The organism is Agrobacterium sp. 16-2014-1-2a (genome assembly GCF_053522705.1).
Genome location: NZ_JBNWBX010000001.1, coordinates 71,938 through 88,690, shown reverse-complemented (window position 1 = coordinate 88,690; position 16,753 = coordinate 71,938). Strand labels below are relative to the sequence as shown.

The following is a 16,753-nucleotide window of genomic DNA, read 5'->3' as shown; positions in this document are numbered from 1 at the left end:
GATGAAAACCTCCCCCGTCATGCCGGACTAGATCCGGCATACAGCCACGACGCGTCTGCGCAGCGAAAGGTATCTCCTGCGATCAAGTCCGGTGACGGCGTGGACACCAACTCAAGGTCACGCAAAAGGCCGCACCGCGTGGGCGAGATCTTGTGCCGTCATACCTGCACCCGCCCTGCTGCCCGCCTCGCCATGCAGCCAGACACCGGCAGCGGCGGCCTCAAAGGCAGGCGTTCCCTGCGCAAGCAATGCGCCGATGATGCCAGCCAGCACATCGCCTGACCCCGCCGTCGCAAGGCTCGACGGCGCATTGGTATTGACCAGCGCGCGGCCGTCCGGCGCGGCGATGACCGTATCCGCACCCTTGTAGACCAGCACTGCGCCGCTGCGCGCCGATGCGGTCTGCGCCTTCTCGATCTTGCTCAGTGACGTGTCAGCGGCGAGATCGGGAAAGAGCCGGGCAAACTCGCCCTCATGCGGCGTCAATACGAATTTCCCCGCGCCTGAAATCACCCGGTCGAAGAGGGTTTCCGGGCAGTCCTTGAAAGCGGTGATCGCGTCGGCATCCAGCACCACGACCTTGTCCCCGAGCAGGGACACGAATTGCCGCGCCTTTTCGACATCGCCGAAACCAGGACCGAGGACGAAAGCGCCGTGGCGTTTGTCGTCCAGCCAGTGGCGCAGATCGTCCGCATCATCCAGACCGGAGCTCATCACCGCCGTCAATGTCACCGAAAGCACGTCGAGCGCCTGCTTCGGCGCGGCGATGGTGACGATGCCCGCCCCCGCCTTCAGCGCCGCAATTGCCGTCATGCGGCTTGCTCCCGTCGCATGTGGCGGTCCGGAAAAGACGGTCAGATGCCCACGGCGGAATTTATGCGTTTCCATTTCGGAGCGGGGCAAGGCGTCGCGCCAGACAAGTGGATCGTTTTCCGCAACCGATCCCGCATGAGCGGCGAGAATACGGGAGGGGATACCGATATCGAACACCTCAAGCGTCCCGCACAGTTCCCGCCCCGGCATCAACAGATGGCCGGGTTTTCGCGCCATGAAGGTTACGGTCCGCTCCGCCTTGAACGATGCGCCCAGAGGCACGCCCCTCCTGCCGCAAAGACCAGACGGAAGATCGACGGCGAGAACCGGCACGGCTGCCTGCGTCACCGCATCGATCACGCGCCGAAGCTCCGACGGAACCTCGCGGGACAATCCGGCACCGAACACCGCGTCAATCACCACGTCTCCAGCCATGGGCACATAGTCGCCAAGCGGCAGGGCTGTGACGCCGCTGCCCTCGAAAGCCGTGCGGGCATCGCCTTTCATTGCCGTGACGTGGCCAAGATGATGAACCGCAACTGTCGCCCCGCTTTGCACAAGCGAGCGTGCCGCAACGTAACCATCACCGCCATTATTGCCGCCTCCGCAGAGCACGACGAAACGCAGCGCGTCCGGATAGTAGCGAAGGGCCGAAGCAGCGACCGCCTGCCCTGCCCGCTCCATAAGATCGTATAGGGGAATGCCGGATTGGCCTGAGGCCGCATCGATGCGGGCCATCACAGCAGGGTCGATAAGAGAGAGATTCAATAGGGATTTCATGGAGCGATCATCCCTTCAAAACGCCGGAAAGGCAATCGATACAAAAATAAGCAAATGGCTACGGCGAAATAATAATCAAATGCATAAAATATAAACAAATCAACAAAACGCCGTCAGTGCATTCCGAAATATTCAACATAACTAAAATAAGGAAAACCGACAGAATTGATGACGGATTTTTCGGGTTTTGGCGAGAAATTGGCTGGAAAACCACAAAAAGCGAATGCATTTTGTGTCAGAAAGCCGGGCAAGCGAAGTTTTTTCTTCAAGCCCGCTTCCGATCTGGCACAATACGTGCATTCTTGTGGCAGAGCGGGAATAACCTGCTTTAACGGGAGAAGCGGAGAGATATTTTCTCATGAAAAAGATCGAAGCGATCATTAAGCCTTTCAAGCTCGATGAAGTGAAGGAAGCCCTTCAGGAAGTCGGACTTCAGGGAATCACGGTCACGGAAGCAAAAGGCTTTGGTCGTCAGAAGGGCCACACGGAACTCTACCGCGGAGCAGAGTACGTTGTGGACTTTTTGCCGAAAGTGAAAGTCGAAGTCGTACTGGCGGACGAAAATGCGGAAGCCGTCATTGAGGCTATCCGCAATGCGGCACAGACCGGACGTATCGGCGACGGAAAGATTTTCGTTTCCAACGTCGAGGAAGTCATCCGAATCCGTACCGGTGAAACAGGCGTGGACGCCATATAATCGGAACCAGGTCCTGAGCCGGGGAGGCTCAGGTTTTTCACCTCGTCACCACCACACTCAAGGAAAACGTTTAAATGACGACCGCAAACGATATCTTGAAGCAGATCAAGGATAACGACATCAAGTTCGTGGACCTGCGCTTTACCGACCCCAAGGGCAAGCTGCAGCATGTCACCATGGATGTTGTCTGCGTAGACGAAGACATGTTCGCCGATGGCGTCATGTTCGACGGCTCCTCGATCGCCGGCTGGAAGGCCATCAACGAATCCGACATGGTGCTGATGCCCGATCCGGCAACTGCCCATACCGATCCGTTCTTCGCCCAGTCGACCCTCGTCATCCTTTGCGACATTCTCGACCCGGTTTCCGGCGAAGCCTATAACCGCGACCCGCGCGGCACCGCCAAGAAGGCCGAAGCCTACCTCAAGGCCTCCGGTATCGGCGACACCATCTTCGTTGGCCCCGAGCCAGAATTCTTCGTCTTCGACGACGTGAAATACAAGGCAGACCCTTACAACACCGGCTTCAAGCTGGATTCATCGGAACTGCCGTCCAACGACGACACGGATTACGAAACCGGCAACCTTGGCCACCGTCCGCGCGTCAAGGGCGGTTACTTCCCGGTTCCGCCGATCGACAGCCTGCAGGACATGCGTTCCGAAATGCTGACGGTTCTCGCTGAAATGGGCGTCGTCGTCGAAAAGCACCACCACGAAGTCGCCTCCGCGCAGCACGAGCTGGGCGTGAAGTTCGACACCATGGTATCCAGCGCCGACAAGATGCAGATCTACAAGTACGTCGTGCACCAGGTCGCCAATGCCTATGGCAAAACGGCAACCTTCATGCCGAAGCCGATCTTCGGCGACAACGGCTCGGGCATGCACGTGCACCAGTCGATCTGGAAGGGCGGCAAGCCGACCTTTGCTGGCGACGAATATGCCGGCCTGTCTGAAAACTGCCTGTACTACATCGGCGGCATCATCAAGCATGCCAAGGCCATCAACGCCTTCACCAACCCCACCACCAACTCCTACAAGCGTCTGGTACCGGGTTATGAAGCTCCGGTTCTCCTGGCCTATTCCGCCCGCAACCGCTCCGCATCGTGCCGCATTCCCTTTGGCTCCAACCCGAAGGCAAAGCGCGTCGAAGTCCGCTTCCCGGACCCGACCCAGAACCCCTATCTCGGTTTTGCAGCCATGCTGATGGCCGGCCTCGACGGCATCAAGAACAAGATCCATCCCGGCAAGCCGATGGACAAGGACCTTTACGACCTTCCTGCCAAGGAACTGAAAAAGATCCCGACCGTCTGCGGCTCGCTGCGCGAAGCGCTGGAAAGCCTCGACAAGGATCGCAAGTTCCTGACCGCCGGCGGCGTGTTCGACGACGACCAGATCGACTCGTTCATCGAGCTGAAAATGCAGGAAGTCATGCGCTTCGAAATGACCCCGCATCCGGTCGAATTCGACATGTACTACTCTGCCTGACCGGCATTTGGGACGCCTTTAGAGGCGTCCCTTCCCGCTCGGCGGTTTTCCCCTGGAAAGCCGCCGTTTTCTTTTGATGCCCAGCCATGTCGCGAACAATGTCGATCAAGCCAGCCTCTCAGCAAACGCGCCTCACGGACTGGCTCATCTTTCTGGCGGTACCGTTCTTTTTCTCCAGCAACATCATTTTCGGCCGCGGCGTCATCGGAGAGGTCTCGCCCTTCATTGCCGCCTTCATTCGCTGGATCGGATCGAGCCTCATCATCGCTCCGTTCATGATCGCCGACTGGCGGAACTGCCTCGCCTTCGTGCGCCAGAAAACGCTGCTCTGGCTCGTTCTTGGCATTCTCGGCATGGGCGTCTGCGGTGGCGTGGTCTATTGGGGCCTCACAATGACGACGGCTGCCAACGGTACGTTGATCTATACGACTTCGTCGCTATTCATCATCCTGTTCCAGCGCATCTTTCAGGGCCGCCCGATCCGCAGGCTCGAAGTGGCGGGCATGATCATCGCTTTTGCGGGCGTGGCGGCCATCGTGCTCAAGGGCGATATGTCCGCTCTCTGGCAGATGAAATTCAACATTGGCGATTTTGCCATTCTGACGGCAGCGATTGCCTTTGCGGTCTATTCGCTGCTATTGCGCGATCCCGCGGCGCGGCAGATGGCCTCGTTCAGCCTTTTCGGCCTCATCGCCTTCTCCGGCGCGCTGGTCCTGCTCCCGCCGGCAGCGGTCGAACTGGCGCATGGTGGCTTGCTGCCGGCCACGGCCATCGCCTGGGCCAAGATCGGCGGCATCATCCTGTTCGCCTCACTGCTTGCCTTTTATTGCTTCACCCATACGGTCCGCGTTTTCGGCCCCGCCACGGCAGGCATCACGCTTTACATGATGCCACCCGTCTCGATTGTCATGGCCACGCTTTTTCTTGGTGAAACGTTTGAAACATATCACGCCATCGGCATCGTGCTGGTTACCGGCGGCGTCGTCATCGCCACCGCACCGATCGGCCGCAGGGTCGCTTAAGAGCATCACGGGAAAAAGGGCCGGATACCGCTAGCCCTTGATATTTCCCATTCCGCACCCAACTATTAGTGGGAAAGGAAGTTCATACCATGAAACAAAGAGACGCAAAATTTACGCTTGGCGAGATCGTCCGCCACAAGGTGTTTCCGTTCCGCGGTGTGGTGATTGACGTGGATCCGGAATATGCCAATACGGAAGAGTGGTGGAACGCCATCCCCGCCGATATTCGCCCGGAGCGCGACCAGCCCTTCTACCATCTTCTGGCGGAAAACGATGAGACGGAATATGTCGCTTACGTTTCCGAACAGAACCTCGTCCACGATGAAAACGAGGCGCCGCTCCGCAACCGCAATATCGAGCGGATGTTCGACAAGGCGCCCAACGGCGAGTGGCGGCCGAAGATGTCGCTGGCGCATTAGCGCATGCCCGATTTGACAACAATCATAAGGGCGCTGTGCGCTTTTAATGAAAATACGTCGGATCAAAACCGCGCATAAAAAAACCGGCCTGAAAACAGGCCGGTTTTTTCGTGTTCTCGTAAAGAGATCAGGGCTTCGGCGCGCCCTTTGCGGCGTCCTGAGCAGCTTCCAGCTTCTTGCGAGCCTCTTCGGCCTTTTTCTGCATGCCTTCCTGAAGGCTGCGCTGGCTTTCTGCGAGCTGCGACTGGGTGATAGCCGCGCCGTCATAAGCGCCGGTAAAGCCGGTAAGCGCGATCTTGATGGGGTTCGGCGCGCGGCGGAAGTTGATCGAGGTGAAGACGATCTCGTTGCCCTTCTTCAGCGACGCGATCATGGCGTCCGTCAGCGGAACTTCGGCCGTGCACTTGTCGGGAAGGCAAACAGCGTAATCGAGCTTCTGACCCTTGCCACCGTCGATCTGCATCATCACACCCGGGGGAATGAGACGCGCGGTCGGAACGGAAACCTGGAGCAGCTTGCGGTTGACCTTGCCCTCGACAGTGATGAGGCCGACGGCAGTGATCATCTGGCCGTTCTGGGCAAGAACCACGTTCTGCACGACGCAGACATCGTTGTCTTCCTGCTTGGAGCAGGTCTTGAACCAGCCGAGCGGCGGAGCGCCAGCGCCCTGATTGGCGGGAGCATCCTGTGCCTGCGAGATGGCCGGAGCGGAAACCGCGCCCAGGGAAAGAACGAGAGCGGACAGAGCTGTCCGGGTGAATGTGTTTGCCTTTTGCATCATAAGAGTTCCGTCTCCTGAATGTCTGCCAGAACAGAACCGCGGGTCCTGCTCGCCGATGGCGGTATCCTTCTGCCCGTTCAACTGTCGTTTAAATGAGGCAAATGCGTGACCCGTCTCTTCCGGCCACCCTGTTACATGCCGTTCGCGGCGATATCCAGCACTTCTTTAACTTTTTCTTGAGGCAACCCAAGATTTCCCGCCCTCGCATGGGTCCAGCCATGGGCTTGTGCTACATATTCGCCAGAATCATAACAAAAAACCAATCATGACGATAATCGACCACGACGACAAAACGGACCGACAGTTGAGACAGGATAGTGACATGCGCAAGCTTGCGGCCCTCATCCCCGCATTGTTTCTTTGGGGAACGGCCCTGCTTTCTCCGGAAATTGCCGTGGCGCAGCCGCTTCACGCCATTTCCATGCACGGCACGCCGGCACTTCCCGCCGACTTCCGGCACTTCCCTTATGTCAATCCGGACGTGAAAAAAGGTGGTCGCATATCATACGGTGTCGTCGGCACCTTCGACAGCCTCAACCCCTTTGTTCTCAAGGGAATGCGCACCACGGCGCGCGGCGTCTGGGACCCTGAATTCGGCAATCTCCTCTACGAGCCGCTGATGCAGCGCTCGAGCGACGAGCCTTTCAGCCTTTACGGCCTGCTTGCGGAAACCGTGGAGTGGGACGAGGAACGCACCTTCACCCAGTTCAACATCAATCCCAAGGCCAAGTGGTCGGATGGCGAGCCGGTGACGCCTGACGATGTTATCTTCACATTCAATCTCCTGAAGGAAAAAGGCCGTCCGCCGTTCAACAGCCGCCTCGACGGCGTGGCGAAGCTGGAAAAGATCGGCGAACACGGCGTCCGCTTCACCTTTAACGACAGAGCGAACCGCGAAACGCCGCTCATTCTCGCCTCTTCCACCCCGATTTTGCCGAAACACGCGATCGATCCGGAAAAATTCGAGCAGGCGGGCCTCGGCGCTGTAGTCGGGTCGGGTCCATACCGAATCAAGACATTGCGCCCGGGTGAACGAATCATCTGGGAGCGAAACCCGGACTATTGGGGCAAGGATATCCCGAGCAAGGTCGGCTTCGAGAATTACGACGAGATCAGCATCACCTATTTCCTTCAGGTCACCACCATGTTCGAGGCCTTCAAGAAAGGCGATATCGACATCTATCCCGAAGGCGACGCCATCAACGGCACCTCCGATACGTCGCATTGGGGCCAGGCCTACAACTTCCCCGCCGTTCATCGCGGCGATATCGTCAAGGATGTGTTCCAGCCGCGCCTGCCATCGGGCATGTTCGGCCTTGTCTTCAATACCCGCCGCGCGGTCTTTGCAGACGAAAAGGTGCGCGAGGGCCTGTCCTATGCACTCGATTTCGAGTGGATGAACAAGAACATTCTCGGCGGCGCCTTCAAGCGTACGCAAAGCTACTGGCAGAACTCCGCGCTCGGTGCCTATGGCAATGCCGCAGATGAGCGCGAACTTGCGCTGCTTGGCGATGCGGCCAAGAGCATGCCGCCGGAACTTCTGGCGGGAACCTACGCCATGCCCACCACCGACGGGACCGGCGCGGACCGAAAGGTCCTGAAGCTCGCCGTCGATAAGCTGAAAGAGGCCGGATACAGCATCAAGAACGGCAGGATGTCCGACGCCAATGGCCGCCAGCTCGCATTCGAAATCATGACGCAGAACCCGGCGCAGGAACGCATAGCGCTTGCCTATCAGCGTTCGCTGAACCTGATCGGCGTCGCCATGGGCATCCGCTCCGTTGACGATGGCCAATATCAGGCACGCTCCAACAGCTTCGATTACGACATGATCATCCGGTCCCTGCCCTCATCGCTCTCGCCGGGCGCCGAGCAGCTCAACCGCTGGAGTTCATTGTCGCGGGATGCGCAGGGCAGCTTCAACTATGCGGGTGCGGCCAGCCCCGACATCGACCGCATGATCGAGGCCCTGTTGCAGGCCCGATCCACGGAGGATTTTCAGGCGGCAGTGCGTGGTTATGATCGTCTTCTCGTCGCCGGCCACTATGTCATTCCGCTCTACTACATCGGCGCGCAATGGATAGCCCGCTGGAAATATATCGACCGCCCGGATATGACCCCGATATCAGGCAATCAGAAACAGACCTGGTGGGATGCGCGGGCGCAATAACCCGCCCCTGCCCGGTCCAAGACAACGGAAGATAAAGCCATGGAACGCATCGTTATCGACGTCGTATCGGATATGGTCTGCCCCTGGTGCTATCTGGGCAAGGCAAGGCTCGATCTTGCCATTGCCGAGGTGCAGGACGAAATCAGCGTCGACGTGAACTGGCGACCTTACCGGCTCAACCCGGATTACCCGCCTGAAGGCGTTGACCAGAAGGCCGCGCTTGAGGAAAAGCTCGGCAAGGAGCGCCTCGAGCAGGCCCATGCCTCGCTGGTTGAACTCGGCAAACAGGTCGGCATCCACTACGATTTCGATGCAATCAAGATTGGCCCGAACACGCTCGACGCGCATCGCCTGTCGCTCTGGGCCCATGCTGAAGGCCGTGACGTTCAGGAAAGGATCGTCACCGCTTTGTTCAAGGCGAATTTCGAGGAAGGCCGCAATATCGGCGATCACGCCGTGCTGACCGATATCGCCGAAAAGGCGGGCATGGACGCCAAGGTGGTAACACGGCTTCTGGCGTCGGATGCAGACAAGGACACGGTGATTGCCGAAATTGACGCGGCGCAGCAAATGGGTGTTTCCGGCGTACCGTTCTTTATCGTTGACCAGAAGTACGCCATCAGCGGTGCACAAACGCCTGATGTATTGATTGCTGCACTGCGGGATATTGCAAAAATCAAGGCGGACGAGCATAAGTCGATGAACTGACGGGCGAACACCGGCAGCTTGCCGTAATCGATAAACTGTTGGTGTTTTCCCGTGTCCGACCAGACCCTGAAAGGCATTCTGCTTGCCTTTGCCGCCTTCGCTGCCTACGCTTGGAGCGACGCAAGCGTTAAACTCATAGAAGGCCAGATTTCGCCGATCGAATCGGCCTTCTTCGGCGCCCTGTTCGGCCTCATCGCCCTGCCCTTCATCCGCAAGCGCAATGATCGCTGGGTGGATGTGGTGAAGACGACCAACCGGCCTTTATGGATCATCCGATTTTTTGCCGCCGGTACGGGTGCCGTCGGCAGCGTCACCGCTTTCACCCATCTTTCTATGGCCGAAGCCTTTGCGCTGATCTTCCTGCTTCCCTCGTTCGTCACCATCATGTCGGTGGTGTTTTTGAAGGAACAGGTGGGCATCCGCCGCTGGTCTGCGGTCATCATCGGTTTCCTCGGTGTGCTGGTCATCCTGCGGCCGGGTTTCCGTGAACTCGGCATCGGCCATATCGGCGCCATCATCGGTGGCTTCAGCGGCGCACTCAGCATCGTCATCTTCCGCGCCATGGGTCCGTCGGAAAAGAACGTCTCGCTGTATGGGGCCGGCGTACTGGGCTGTCTTACCATCAGCGGCATCGCCATGGTGCCGACCTTCATCATGCCGGGCGGCGAACAATGGTTGCTGCTGGCGGGATACGGCCTGCTCGGCGCGCTTGGCAACGTGCTTGTCATGTATGCTGCCCAATATGCACCCGCCGCCATGATCGGCCCAACGCAATATAGCCAGATGCTCTGGGCCATCCTGTTCGGTTACCTGATTTTCGGCGACCGTATTGATGGCTGGATGTTGATGGGCATCGCCCTGATCGTCGGCTCCGGCCTGCTGACGCTGATCCGCGAGAAGCAGCGAAAAGTGCCGCTTCCCGCCTCCATCGCCGCAACCGACCAGAATGTGGCTGTCGGGATCACGCCGGAAGACGAGCGCTAAAGTCGAAAATGCATGAGAACCAGCGACGCATGTTTGCGTCGCTGGCATGGCATTCGATCAATCACAAACCCTGACCCGATACATGTCGCCCCAGGCGTTCTGTCGCCAGGCCACGTGGCAGCGAGGATAAACCGGCTGGTAAACAACAGGCGGTCCATAAGCTGGCGCGGCGTAGACGGGTGGACCGTAGGCCGGTGCATAATAAGCGGGGCCATAAGCGTAACCGGGATGTCTTGCCCCGGCGATGAGCGCTCCGCCAATGATCGTTCCTGCGATCCCGGCGGCAAGGCCGCGGCCGAAATTATTGCGCGCTTCCGCCTGACTGGTGGTGGCAATTGTGGTGCCCGCAATTGTCAAAGCAACCAGACTAGCGGTGGCAAACCTGTTGATGCTGGTCCACATCGTCCTGCTCCTTCAAGACCCGGCGGCTTTACGATCCGCCGCACCGGGTATGAAGGAAAGATTACGCCCGCGAAGACTACCGATACACGTCCGTTTCGTTACATCGCGGTAATTTTCGCTGAAGGCAGTGAGTGTAGTTTTCGAGGGATTGGCTAACGGAAATGAGCCGAAGATGGGTGTGGTTTACCCCCCTCTGCCCTGCCGGGCACCTCCCCCAAAGGTGGGGAGATCGATATCCGGCAAGGTTTTGCCTATATCAACGTTAGAGAATGAAGTGGTGACAGCGCGTCTTGCCGATCTCCCTCCTTGTGGGGGAGATGCCCGGCAGGGCAGAGGGGGGTAAGCCACACCCACGCCCCCCCCCAAGGCTTAAATCTACGACCGAGCCAGCTCCGCCAATTGCGTCATGACCATCGCCGCACCCGCCAGCCGTTTTTCCGGCGTCGGCAGATCGCGGTTCAGGAACAGGCTGTGGTCCGGGCGGATTTTCGCCATCGAGCCCTGCTTGCCAATGTAACCGACAAGCGCTGCCGGATTTGGGAATTCCTTGTTGCGGAACTGCACAACCACGCCTTTCGGCCCGGCATCCACCTTCTCGACATTGGCCGTGCGGCAGAGCGACTTGATGTAGACGATCTTGAGGAGATGCTGCACTTCCTTCGGCAGCGGGCCGAAACGGTCGATCATTTCTGCGCCGAAGCCGTCGATCTCGCCTATATCCGCAAGCTCGCCGAGACGGCGGTAGAGACCCATGCGCAGATGCAGATCCGGCACGTAGTCTTCCGGGATCATCACCGAGGTGCCGACCGAGATTTGCGGCGACCAGCCGCTGTCGCGCACCTCTTCGTCACCCTTCACTTCGGCCACGGCCTCCTCCAGCATCTGCTGGTAAAGCTCGAAGCCGACTTCCTTGATGTGGCCGGACTGTTCTTCGCCAAGCAGATTGCCAGCGCCGCGAATATCGAGATCGTGGCTGGCAAGCTGGAAACCGGCGCCGAGTGTGTCGAGCGATTGCAGCACTTTCAGCCGCCGCTCCGCCATCGTCGTCAATACCTTGTTGACTGGAAGGGTGAACAGCGCGAAGGCGCGGACCTTGGAACGACCGACACGACCGCGCAGCTGGTAAAGCTGGGCGAGACCGAACATGTCGGCACGATGCACGATCAGCGTATTGGCGGTCGGCACGTCGAGGCCGGATTCGACGATGGTGGTCGAAAGCAGCACATCGTATTTGCCGTCATAGAAGGCGTTCATGATGTCTTCGAGTTCACCCGCCGCCATCTGGCCATGCGCCACCGCCACTTTCAGTTCCGGCACATCCGACTGCAGGAATGCATGGATATCGGCGAGATCGGCAAGGCGCGGGCAGACATAGAAGCTCTGGCCACCGCGATAATGCTCGCGCATCAGCGTTTCACGGATTACCAGCGGATCGAAGGGCGAAATGAAGGTGCGAACCGCCATGCGGTCCACTGGCGGCGTGGTGATGAGCGATAGCTCGCGCACGCCGGTCATGGCCAGCTGCAAGGTGCGCGGAATGGGTGTTGCCGACAGCGTCAGCACATGCACGTCGCTTTTCAGCTCCTTCAGCCGCTCCTTGTGCTTCACACCGAAATGCTGCTCCTCATCGATGATCAGCAGGCCGAGATTGGCGAAGCTTATGCCCGCACCGAGCAGCGCATGGGTGCCGACGACAATGTCGGTCTTTCCATCAGCCACTTCCTTCTTGGTGAGCGCAAGCTCCTTCGAACCCACAAGGCGCGAGGCCTGCTGCACCCGGATCGGCAGACCGCGAAACCGTTCGGAAAAGGTACGGAAATGCTGTCGCGCCAGAAGCGTGGTCGGCACCACCACCGCCACCTGAACGCCATTCATGGCGGCGAGGAAGGCGGCGCGCAAGGCCACTTCGGTCTTGCCGAAACCGACATCGCCGCAGATCAGGCGATCCATCGGCCGCCCGGCACCGAGATCGTCGCGAACAGCGTCGATGGCGTTCAGCTGGTCCTCGGTCTCGTCATAGGGGAAACGGGCGGCAAACTCGTCGTAAAGCCCGTCCGGTGCGATAAGCGCCGGCGCGTGGCGCACCAGACGCGCGGCTGCAATGCGGATAAGCTCGTCGGCCATATCGAGCAGGCGCTTCTTGAGCTTGGCCTTGCGCATCTGCCATGCGCCGCCACCGAGCTTGTCGAGCGTGGCTTCCGCGGCATCAGAACCATAACGCGAGAGAAGATCGATGTTTTCGACCGGTAGGAACAGCTTGGCGTCGTCGGCATAATGCAGTTCCAGACAGGCGCGCGGCGCGCCCGCTGCCTCGATGGTCTGCAAACCGACGAAGCGACCGATGCCGTGTTCGGCGTGAACCACGAGCGAGCCTTCATCCAGCCCCGCCACTTCCGCGATGAAATCCGCGCCGCGCTTGCGGCGCTTGGAACGGCGCACCATGCGGTCGCCAAGAATATCCTGCTCGCCGATGATAGCGAGCGTTCCGGTCTCAAACCCGGCTTCGAGGCTCAGCACCGCCGAAGCCGCCTCACCCTTGCCGAGTTTCTCCACCTCTTTCAGCGATGTCACCGGCTTGATCTTTTCAAGCCCGTGTTCGTTCAAGACCTGCAACAGCCGGTCGAGCGAACCTTCCGACCAGCCGGTGATCAAAACCTTCCAGCCCTTGGCCCGGCGCTCGGCAATGTGCTTTACCGCCAGATCGAAAACATTGACCCGCTCTTCGCTGTCGCCTTCCGTCGGTGGACGTGCCCAGCGCGGACCAACATGGGCATCAAGCGTCGCGACCGGGCGACCTTCGCTATCGTGTTCGTTGAAGGGCGTCAGCCGCACCGCATTGACGCTTGCAAGCGCCGCCTCGAAGCTCTTGCCGTCGAGATAGATTTGCCCAGGCGATACCGGCTTGTAAGGCGCGCCCTGCGTCGAGCCCTTGGTCTCGCCGGAAGCCCGCCGCGCGTCGTAATAATCGAGGACCAGCTTGGAGCGTTCCTTCGCCGCCTCCCGCGCCGTATGGTCGGTGACGATACGGAAACCGCTGAGATAATCGAAGGCGGTTTCCAGCTCTTCGTAAAACAGAGGCAGCCAGTGCTCCATGCCGGCATAACGGCGACCTTCGGAGACGGCCTGATAAAGCGCATCGTCGCGCGTCGCCGCACCGAATAGCGACAGGTAATTCTTTCGGAACCGGCCGATCGTATCCGGCGTCAGCGTCACTTCGCTCATCGGATTGAGATCAAGCGAGCGCGCCTGTGCGATGGTGCGCTGGCTGGCCGGATCGAAGGTGCGGATGCTTTCCAGCGTATCGCCGAAGAAATCGAGCCGCACCGGCTCTTCGGTGCCCGGCACGAAGACATCGAGAATGCCGCCGCGCACGGCGAATTCACCCACTTCACGCACCGTCGCCACCCGGTCGAAACCGTTGCGCTCCAGCCGCGCGGCGATGTCCTCCATGCGGATCTGGTTGCCGGGCTTGGCCGAAAAGCCCAGGCTCTCGATAACGTCGCGCGGCGCCATCTTCTGCAGCATGGCGTTGACGGTGACGAGAACGATGGCCGGATGCGGTTTCTTGGCGTGATTGATGAGGCCGGCAAGTGCCGCGAGCCGGCGCGCCGAGGTGTCCGCACTCGGTGACACGCGGTCATAAGGCAGACAATCCCAGGCCGGCAGCGTCAACACCGGAATATCCGGCGCGACAAAACCAAGAATCTGTTCGAGATCGGCGACCCGCTGGCCGTCCGACATCACGTAAGCCACCGATGTTCCCGCCCGCGCCATATCGGCGAGCAGCAGGGCTTCCATGCCGGAGGGCACGTTTCCGATGGTCAGCGGCGTATCGGCCGACGCCACCAGCTTTGCATCGAATCCGGCTATCATGTTTCAGGCCTTCAGGGTTTCGGCTGTGACGAGATCGAAATCGGGACGGTAAGAGGCGATCTTCTCGAACAACGGGGTCTGGAATTTTTCCGGCACCGGCAGGGCACCCGTCACCATCTTGACGAGGTCGTTATCCTCTTCCGCCATGATGATTTCCAGCTCGTCGAGCTGATCGTCGGAAAGCCCGGCAATATTGTCTTCCGCAAATTGCCCGAGCACCAGATCCATCTCGCGAATGCCCCGGTGCCAGCAGCGGTAAAGTATCCGCCTGCGCCTCGGATCGAGGTCGGCGCTCGTGCGCACCAGTCCAGTCATCGCATTCACCTTTCGGTTGGCTATTCAACAGGATGTTGATTGCGCCCTCCTATAGAACAGGAGGCGAACGCTTGGAACCGGTTTTTATCGAAATAATGCCACGGCGGCTAAAATCTGCCGGTGATAAACAGCCTTTGTCGGGCGCCACGTCTTGCATAACGCGTCCCCTTCCCCGATTTTGCTGAGCATGCGTCCCGCCATTCTCGATCCGCTATTTGCTTCCGTCTCCACCCTTGCCGGTGTGGGGCCGAAGCTTGCCGACCTTCTGGCCAAACTGCTGAGCCGGGAAAATGCCGACGACACCCGCGTGATCGATCTTCTGTTCCACGCACCATCAAACGTCATCGACCGGCGCAACCGCCCCGGCATCGCGCTTGCCGCTCCCGGCGCCATTGTCACCATCCAGGGACGTGTCGACCGGCATCAGCCAGCTCCACCAGGCAATCGTTCCGCGCCCTACCGTGTTTTCCTGCATGACGAGACCGGGGAACTGGCGCTGACCTTCTTCCGCGCCAAGGGAGACTGGCTTTCCAAGGCCTTGCCCGTCGATGAAGAGGTTCTCGTCAGCGGCAAGGTGGACTGGTTCAACGGCCGCGCCTCCATGGTGCATCCGGATTTCATGGTGAAGCTCTCCGAGGCCGAGAACCTGCCGCTGGTCGAAGCCGTTTATCCGATGACAGCCGGGCTGTCTCCGAAGGTGCTGCGGCGGGCAATTGAAGGCGGACTTTCGAAACTGCCGGTCTTTCCCGAATGGATCGACGAAACGCTGAAGACCCGGCAGGGGTTCGGCGACGTGGCATCGAGCTTCCGTGAGTTGCACGATCCGCGCGACAGCGCCGATATCGATCCTCAGGCCCCGGCACGCAGACGGCTCGCCTACGACGAATTCCTGGCCGGGCAGCTGTCACTGGCGCTAGTGCGGCAAAGACTGCGCAAGGTCGCGGGCCAGCCGATCCGCGCCAAGGGGGACATTGCTGCAAAAATCCTGTCGCAACTGCCCTTCTCCCTGACGCCGAGCCAGAATGCCTCGGTGAAAGATATCCTGACCGATATGGCCAGCGAGGACCGTATGTTGCGGCTGTTACAGGGCGATGTCGGCGCGGGCAAGACGCTGGTGGCGCTGATGGCTATGGCAACCGCCGTCGAGGCCGGCGGACAGGCGGTGTTGATGGCCCCGACCGAAATTCTTGCCCGGCAGCATTTCGCCACCATCTCCAAACTCGCCAATGCCGCGGGCATTACGGTTGAGGTGCTGACAGGCCGCACCAAGGGCAAGGATCGTCGCGAGATCGAAGAACGCGTGGCCTCCGGTGAGGCACAGATCGTCATCGGCACCCACGCGCTGTTCCAGGACAGCGTGAGTTACAAGAACCTCGTGCTGGCCGTGGTGGATGAGCAGCACCGTTTCGGCGTACACCAGCGCCTGCGTCTCACCGCCAAGGGCATCACGCCGCATATGCTTGTTATGACCGCCACGCCCATTCCGCGCACGCTGGTGCTGGCCGCCTTCGGGGACATGGATGTATCAAAACTCACCGAAAAACCGGCTGGCCGAAAACCCATCCAGACCGTGACAATCCCCACAGAGCGCATCGGCGATATCGTCGAGCGGCTGCGCGCCGCGCTGAAGGAAGGCAAGAAGGCCTACTGGATCTGCCCGCTGGTGGAGGAGACGGAAGAGTCCGACCTGATGTCGGCGGAAGAACGACATGCGGTTCTCTCGCAGATGCTCGGTGCCAATATCGGTCTCATCCATGGGCGCATGAGCGGCCCGGAAAAAGACGCCGCCATGCTGGCTTTCAAGAACGGCGAAACCCGGCTGCTGGTGGCAACGACAGTGGTGGAAGTGGGTGTCGACGTTCCGGACGCCACGATCATGGTCATCGAACATGCCGAACGTTTCGGCCTGGCCCAGCTTCACCAGCTGCGTGGCCGGGTTGGACGCGGTGACGAGGCCTCCACCTGCATCCTGCTCTACAAGGGGCCGCTCAGCGAAAACGGCCGCGCCCGACTTTCCATCCTGCGCGACAGCGAGGACGGCTTCCTGATTGCCGAAGAGGATTTGAAGCTGCGCGGCGAAGGCGAACTCCTCGGCACCCGCCAGTCCGGAACCCCGGGCTTCCGCATCGCCAGCCTCGAAGCCCATGCCGATCTCCTGGAAATCGCCCGCAAGGACGCCGCCTATGTCATCGAGCGCGACCCCGAACTGACCGGCCCGCGCGGCGAAAGCCTGCGCACCCTGCTCTATCTGCACCGCCGCGACGAAGCTATCCGCTTCCTGCACGCCGGCTGAAAGTGAACCGCC

14 protein-coding genes are annotated in these 16,753 nt (G+C 59.8%); 8 read left to right on the top strand and 6 right to left on the bottom strand.

Going from position 1 to position 16,753, the window contains the following annotated elements:
• Window positions 1–117: 117 nt before the first annotated feature.
• Entirely contained in the window at window positions 118–1,593 is a 1,476-nt protein-coding gene (locus tag ACQZ45_RS00460) for an NAD(P)H-hydrate dehydratase (RefSeq protein WP_448742110.1), read from the bottom strand.
• Window positions 1,594–1,706: 113 nt separating this feature from the next.
• Complete coding sequence (locus ACQZ45_RS00455; protein WP_448742109.1) at window positions 1,707–1,862, bottom strand: hypothetical protein; 156 nt, start codon at window positions 1,860–1,862, stop codon at window positions 1,707–1,709.
• A gap of 89 nt (window positions 1,863–1,951) precedes the next feature.
• On the opposite strand from ACQZ45_RS00455, the gene ACQZ45_RS00450 reads away from it, so the two are divergent.
• The 4 genes from ACQZ45_RS00450 (at window position 1,952) to hspQ (ending at window position 5,215) form a co-directional block, all read left to right on the top strand.
• Entirely contained in the window at window positions 1,952–2,290 is a 339-nt protein-coding gene (locus ACQZ45_RS00450) for a P-II family nitrogen regulator (RefSeq protein ID WP_003515720.1), read from the top strand.
• Window positions 2,291–2,364: 74 nt separating this feature from the next.
• Window positions 2,365–3,774 carry a type I glutamate--ammonia ligase gene (gene glnA / locus ACQZ45_RS00445; protein ID WP_003515722.1) on the top strand — a complete coding sequence of 470 codons (1,410 nt, stop codon included), beginning with the start codon at window positions 2,365–2,367 and terminating at the stop codon, window positions 3,772–3,774.
• A gap of 98 nt (window positions 3,775–3,872) precedes the next feature.
• The gene (locus tag ACQZ45_RS00440; RefSeq protein WP_075807527.1) at window positions 3,873–4,796 is read left to right on the top strand and encodes a DMT family transporter; all 924 of its coding nucleotides are present in this window, start codon (window positions 3,873–3,875) and stop codon (window positions 4,794–4,796) included.
• A gap of 89 nt (window positions 4,797–4,885) precedes the next feature.
• Window positions 4,886–5,215, top strand: coding sequence for a heat shock protein HspQ (gene hspQ / locus ACQZ45_RS00435; protein ID WP_003515726.1), 330 nt, complete (start codon window positions 4,886–4,888; stop codon window positions 5,213–5,215).
• 127 nt (window positions 5,216–5,342) lie between these two features.
• Here hspQ and ACQZ45_RS00430 read toward each other — a convergent pair whose 3' ends face one another.
• Window positions 5,343–5,996 (bottom strand): invasion associated locus B family protein, encoded by a 654-nt coding sequence (locus ACQZ45_RS00430; protein WP_013636323.1) that lies wholly within the window; start codon window positions 5,994–5,996, stop codon window positions 5,343–5,345.
• A 322-nt stretch (window positions 5,997–6,318) separates the two neighbouring features.
• Here ACQZ45_RS00430 and ACQZ45_RS00425 point away from each other — a divergent pair, with 322 nt between their 5' ends.
• From ACQZ45_RS00425 to ACQZ45_RS00415, 3 genes are read left to right on the top strand one after another with little or no spacing between them, the layout of a single operon-like run.
• Window positions 6,319–8,166, top strand: a complete 1,848-nt coding sequence (locus ACQZ45_RS00425; RefSeq protein WP_038491313.1) for an extracellular solute-binding protein — start codon at window positions 6,319–6,321, stop codon at window positions 8,164–8,166.
• Between the two features lie 39 nt (window positions 8,167–8,205).
• On the top strand, window positions 8,206–8,874 hold the full coding sequence (locus tag ACQZ45_RS00420; RefSeq protein WP_003515731.1) for a DsbA family oxidoreductase: 669 nt from the start codon (window positions 8,206–8,208) through the stop codon (window positions 8,872–8,874).
• A gap of 51 nt (window positions 8,875–8,925) precedes the next feature.
• Window positions 8,926–9,858: a DMT family transporter gene (locus ACQZ45_RS00415; RefSeq protein WP_003515734.1), complete on the top strand. Its 933-nt coding sequence runs from the start codon at window positions 8,926–8,928 to the stop codon at window positions 9,856–9,858.
• Window positions 9,859–9,915: 57 nt separating this feature from the next.
• Here ACQZ45_RS00415 and ACQZ45_RS00410 read toward each other — a convergent pair whose 3' ends face one another.
• From ACQZ45_RS00410 to ACQZ45_RS00400, 3 genes are all read right to left on the bottom strand, one after another.
• Window positions 9,916–10,260 carry a hypothetical protein gene (locus ACQZ45_RS00410; RefSeq protein ID WP_003515735.1) on the bottom strand — a complete coding sequence of 115 codons (345 nt, stop codon included), beginning with the start codon at window positions 10,258–10,260 and terminating at the stop codon, window positions 9,916–9,918.
• A 375-nt stretch (window positions 10,261–10,635) separates the two neighbouring features.
• Window positions 10,636–14,133: a transcription-repair coupling factor gene (mfd, locus tag ACQZ45_RS00405; RefSeq protein ID WP_003515737.1), complete on the bottom strand. Its 3,498-nt coding sequence runs from the start codon at window positions 14,131–14,133 to the stop codon at window positions 10,636–10,638.
• 3 nt (window positions 14,134–14,136) lie between these two features.
• Window positions 14,137–14,448: an FAD assembly factor SdhE gene (locus ACQZ45_RS00400; RefSeq protein WP_003515739.1), complete on the bottom strand. Its 312-nt coding sequence runs from the start codon at window positions 14,446–14,448 to the stop codon at window positions 14,137–14,139.
• A gap of 187 nt (window positions 14,449–14,635) precedes the next feature.
• Between ACQZ45_RS00400 and recG the strand changes: the two genes are divergently transcribed.
• Entirely contained in the window at window positions 14,636–16,741 is a 2,106-nt protein-coding gene (gene recG, locus ACQZ45_RS00395; protein WP_113292270.1) for an ATP-dependent DNA helicase RecG, read from the top strand.
• The last annotated feature ends 12 nt before the right edge of the window (window positions 16,742–16,753 follow it).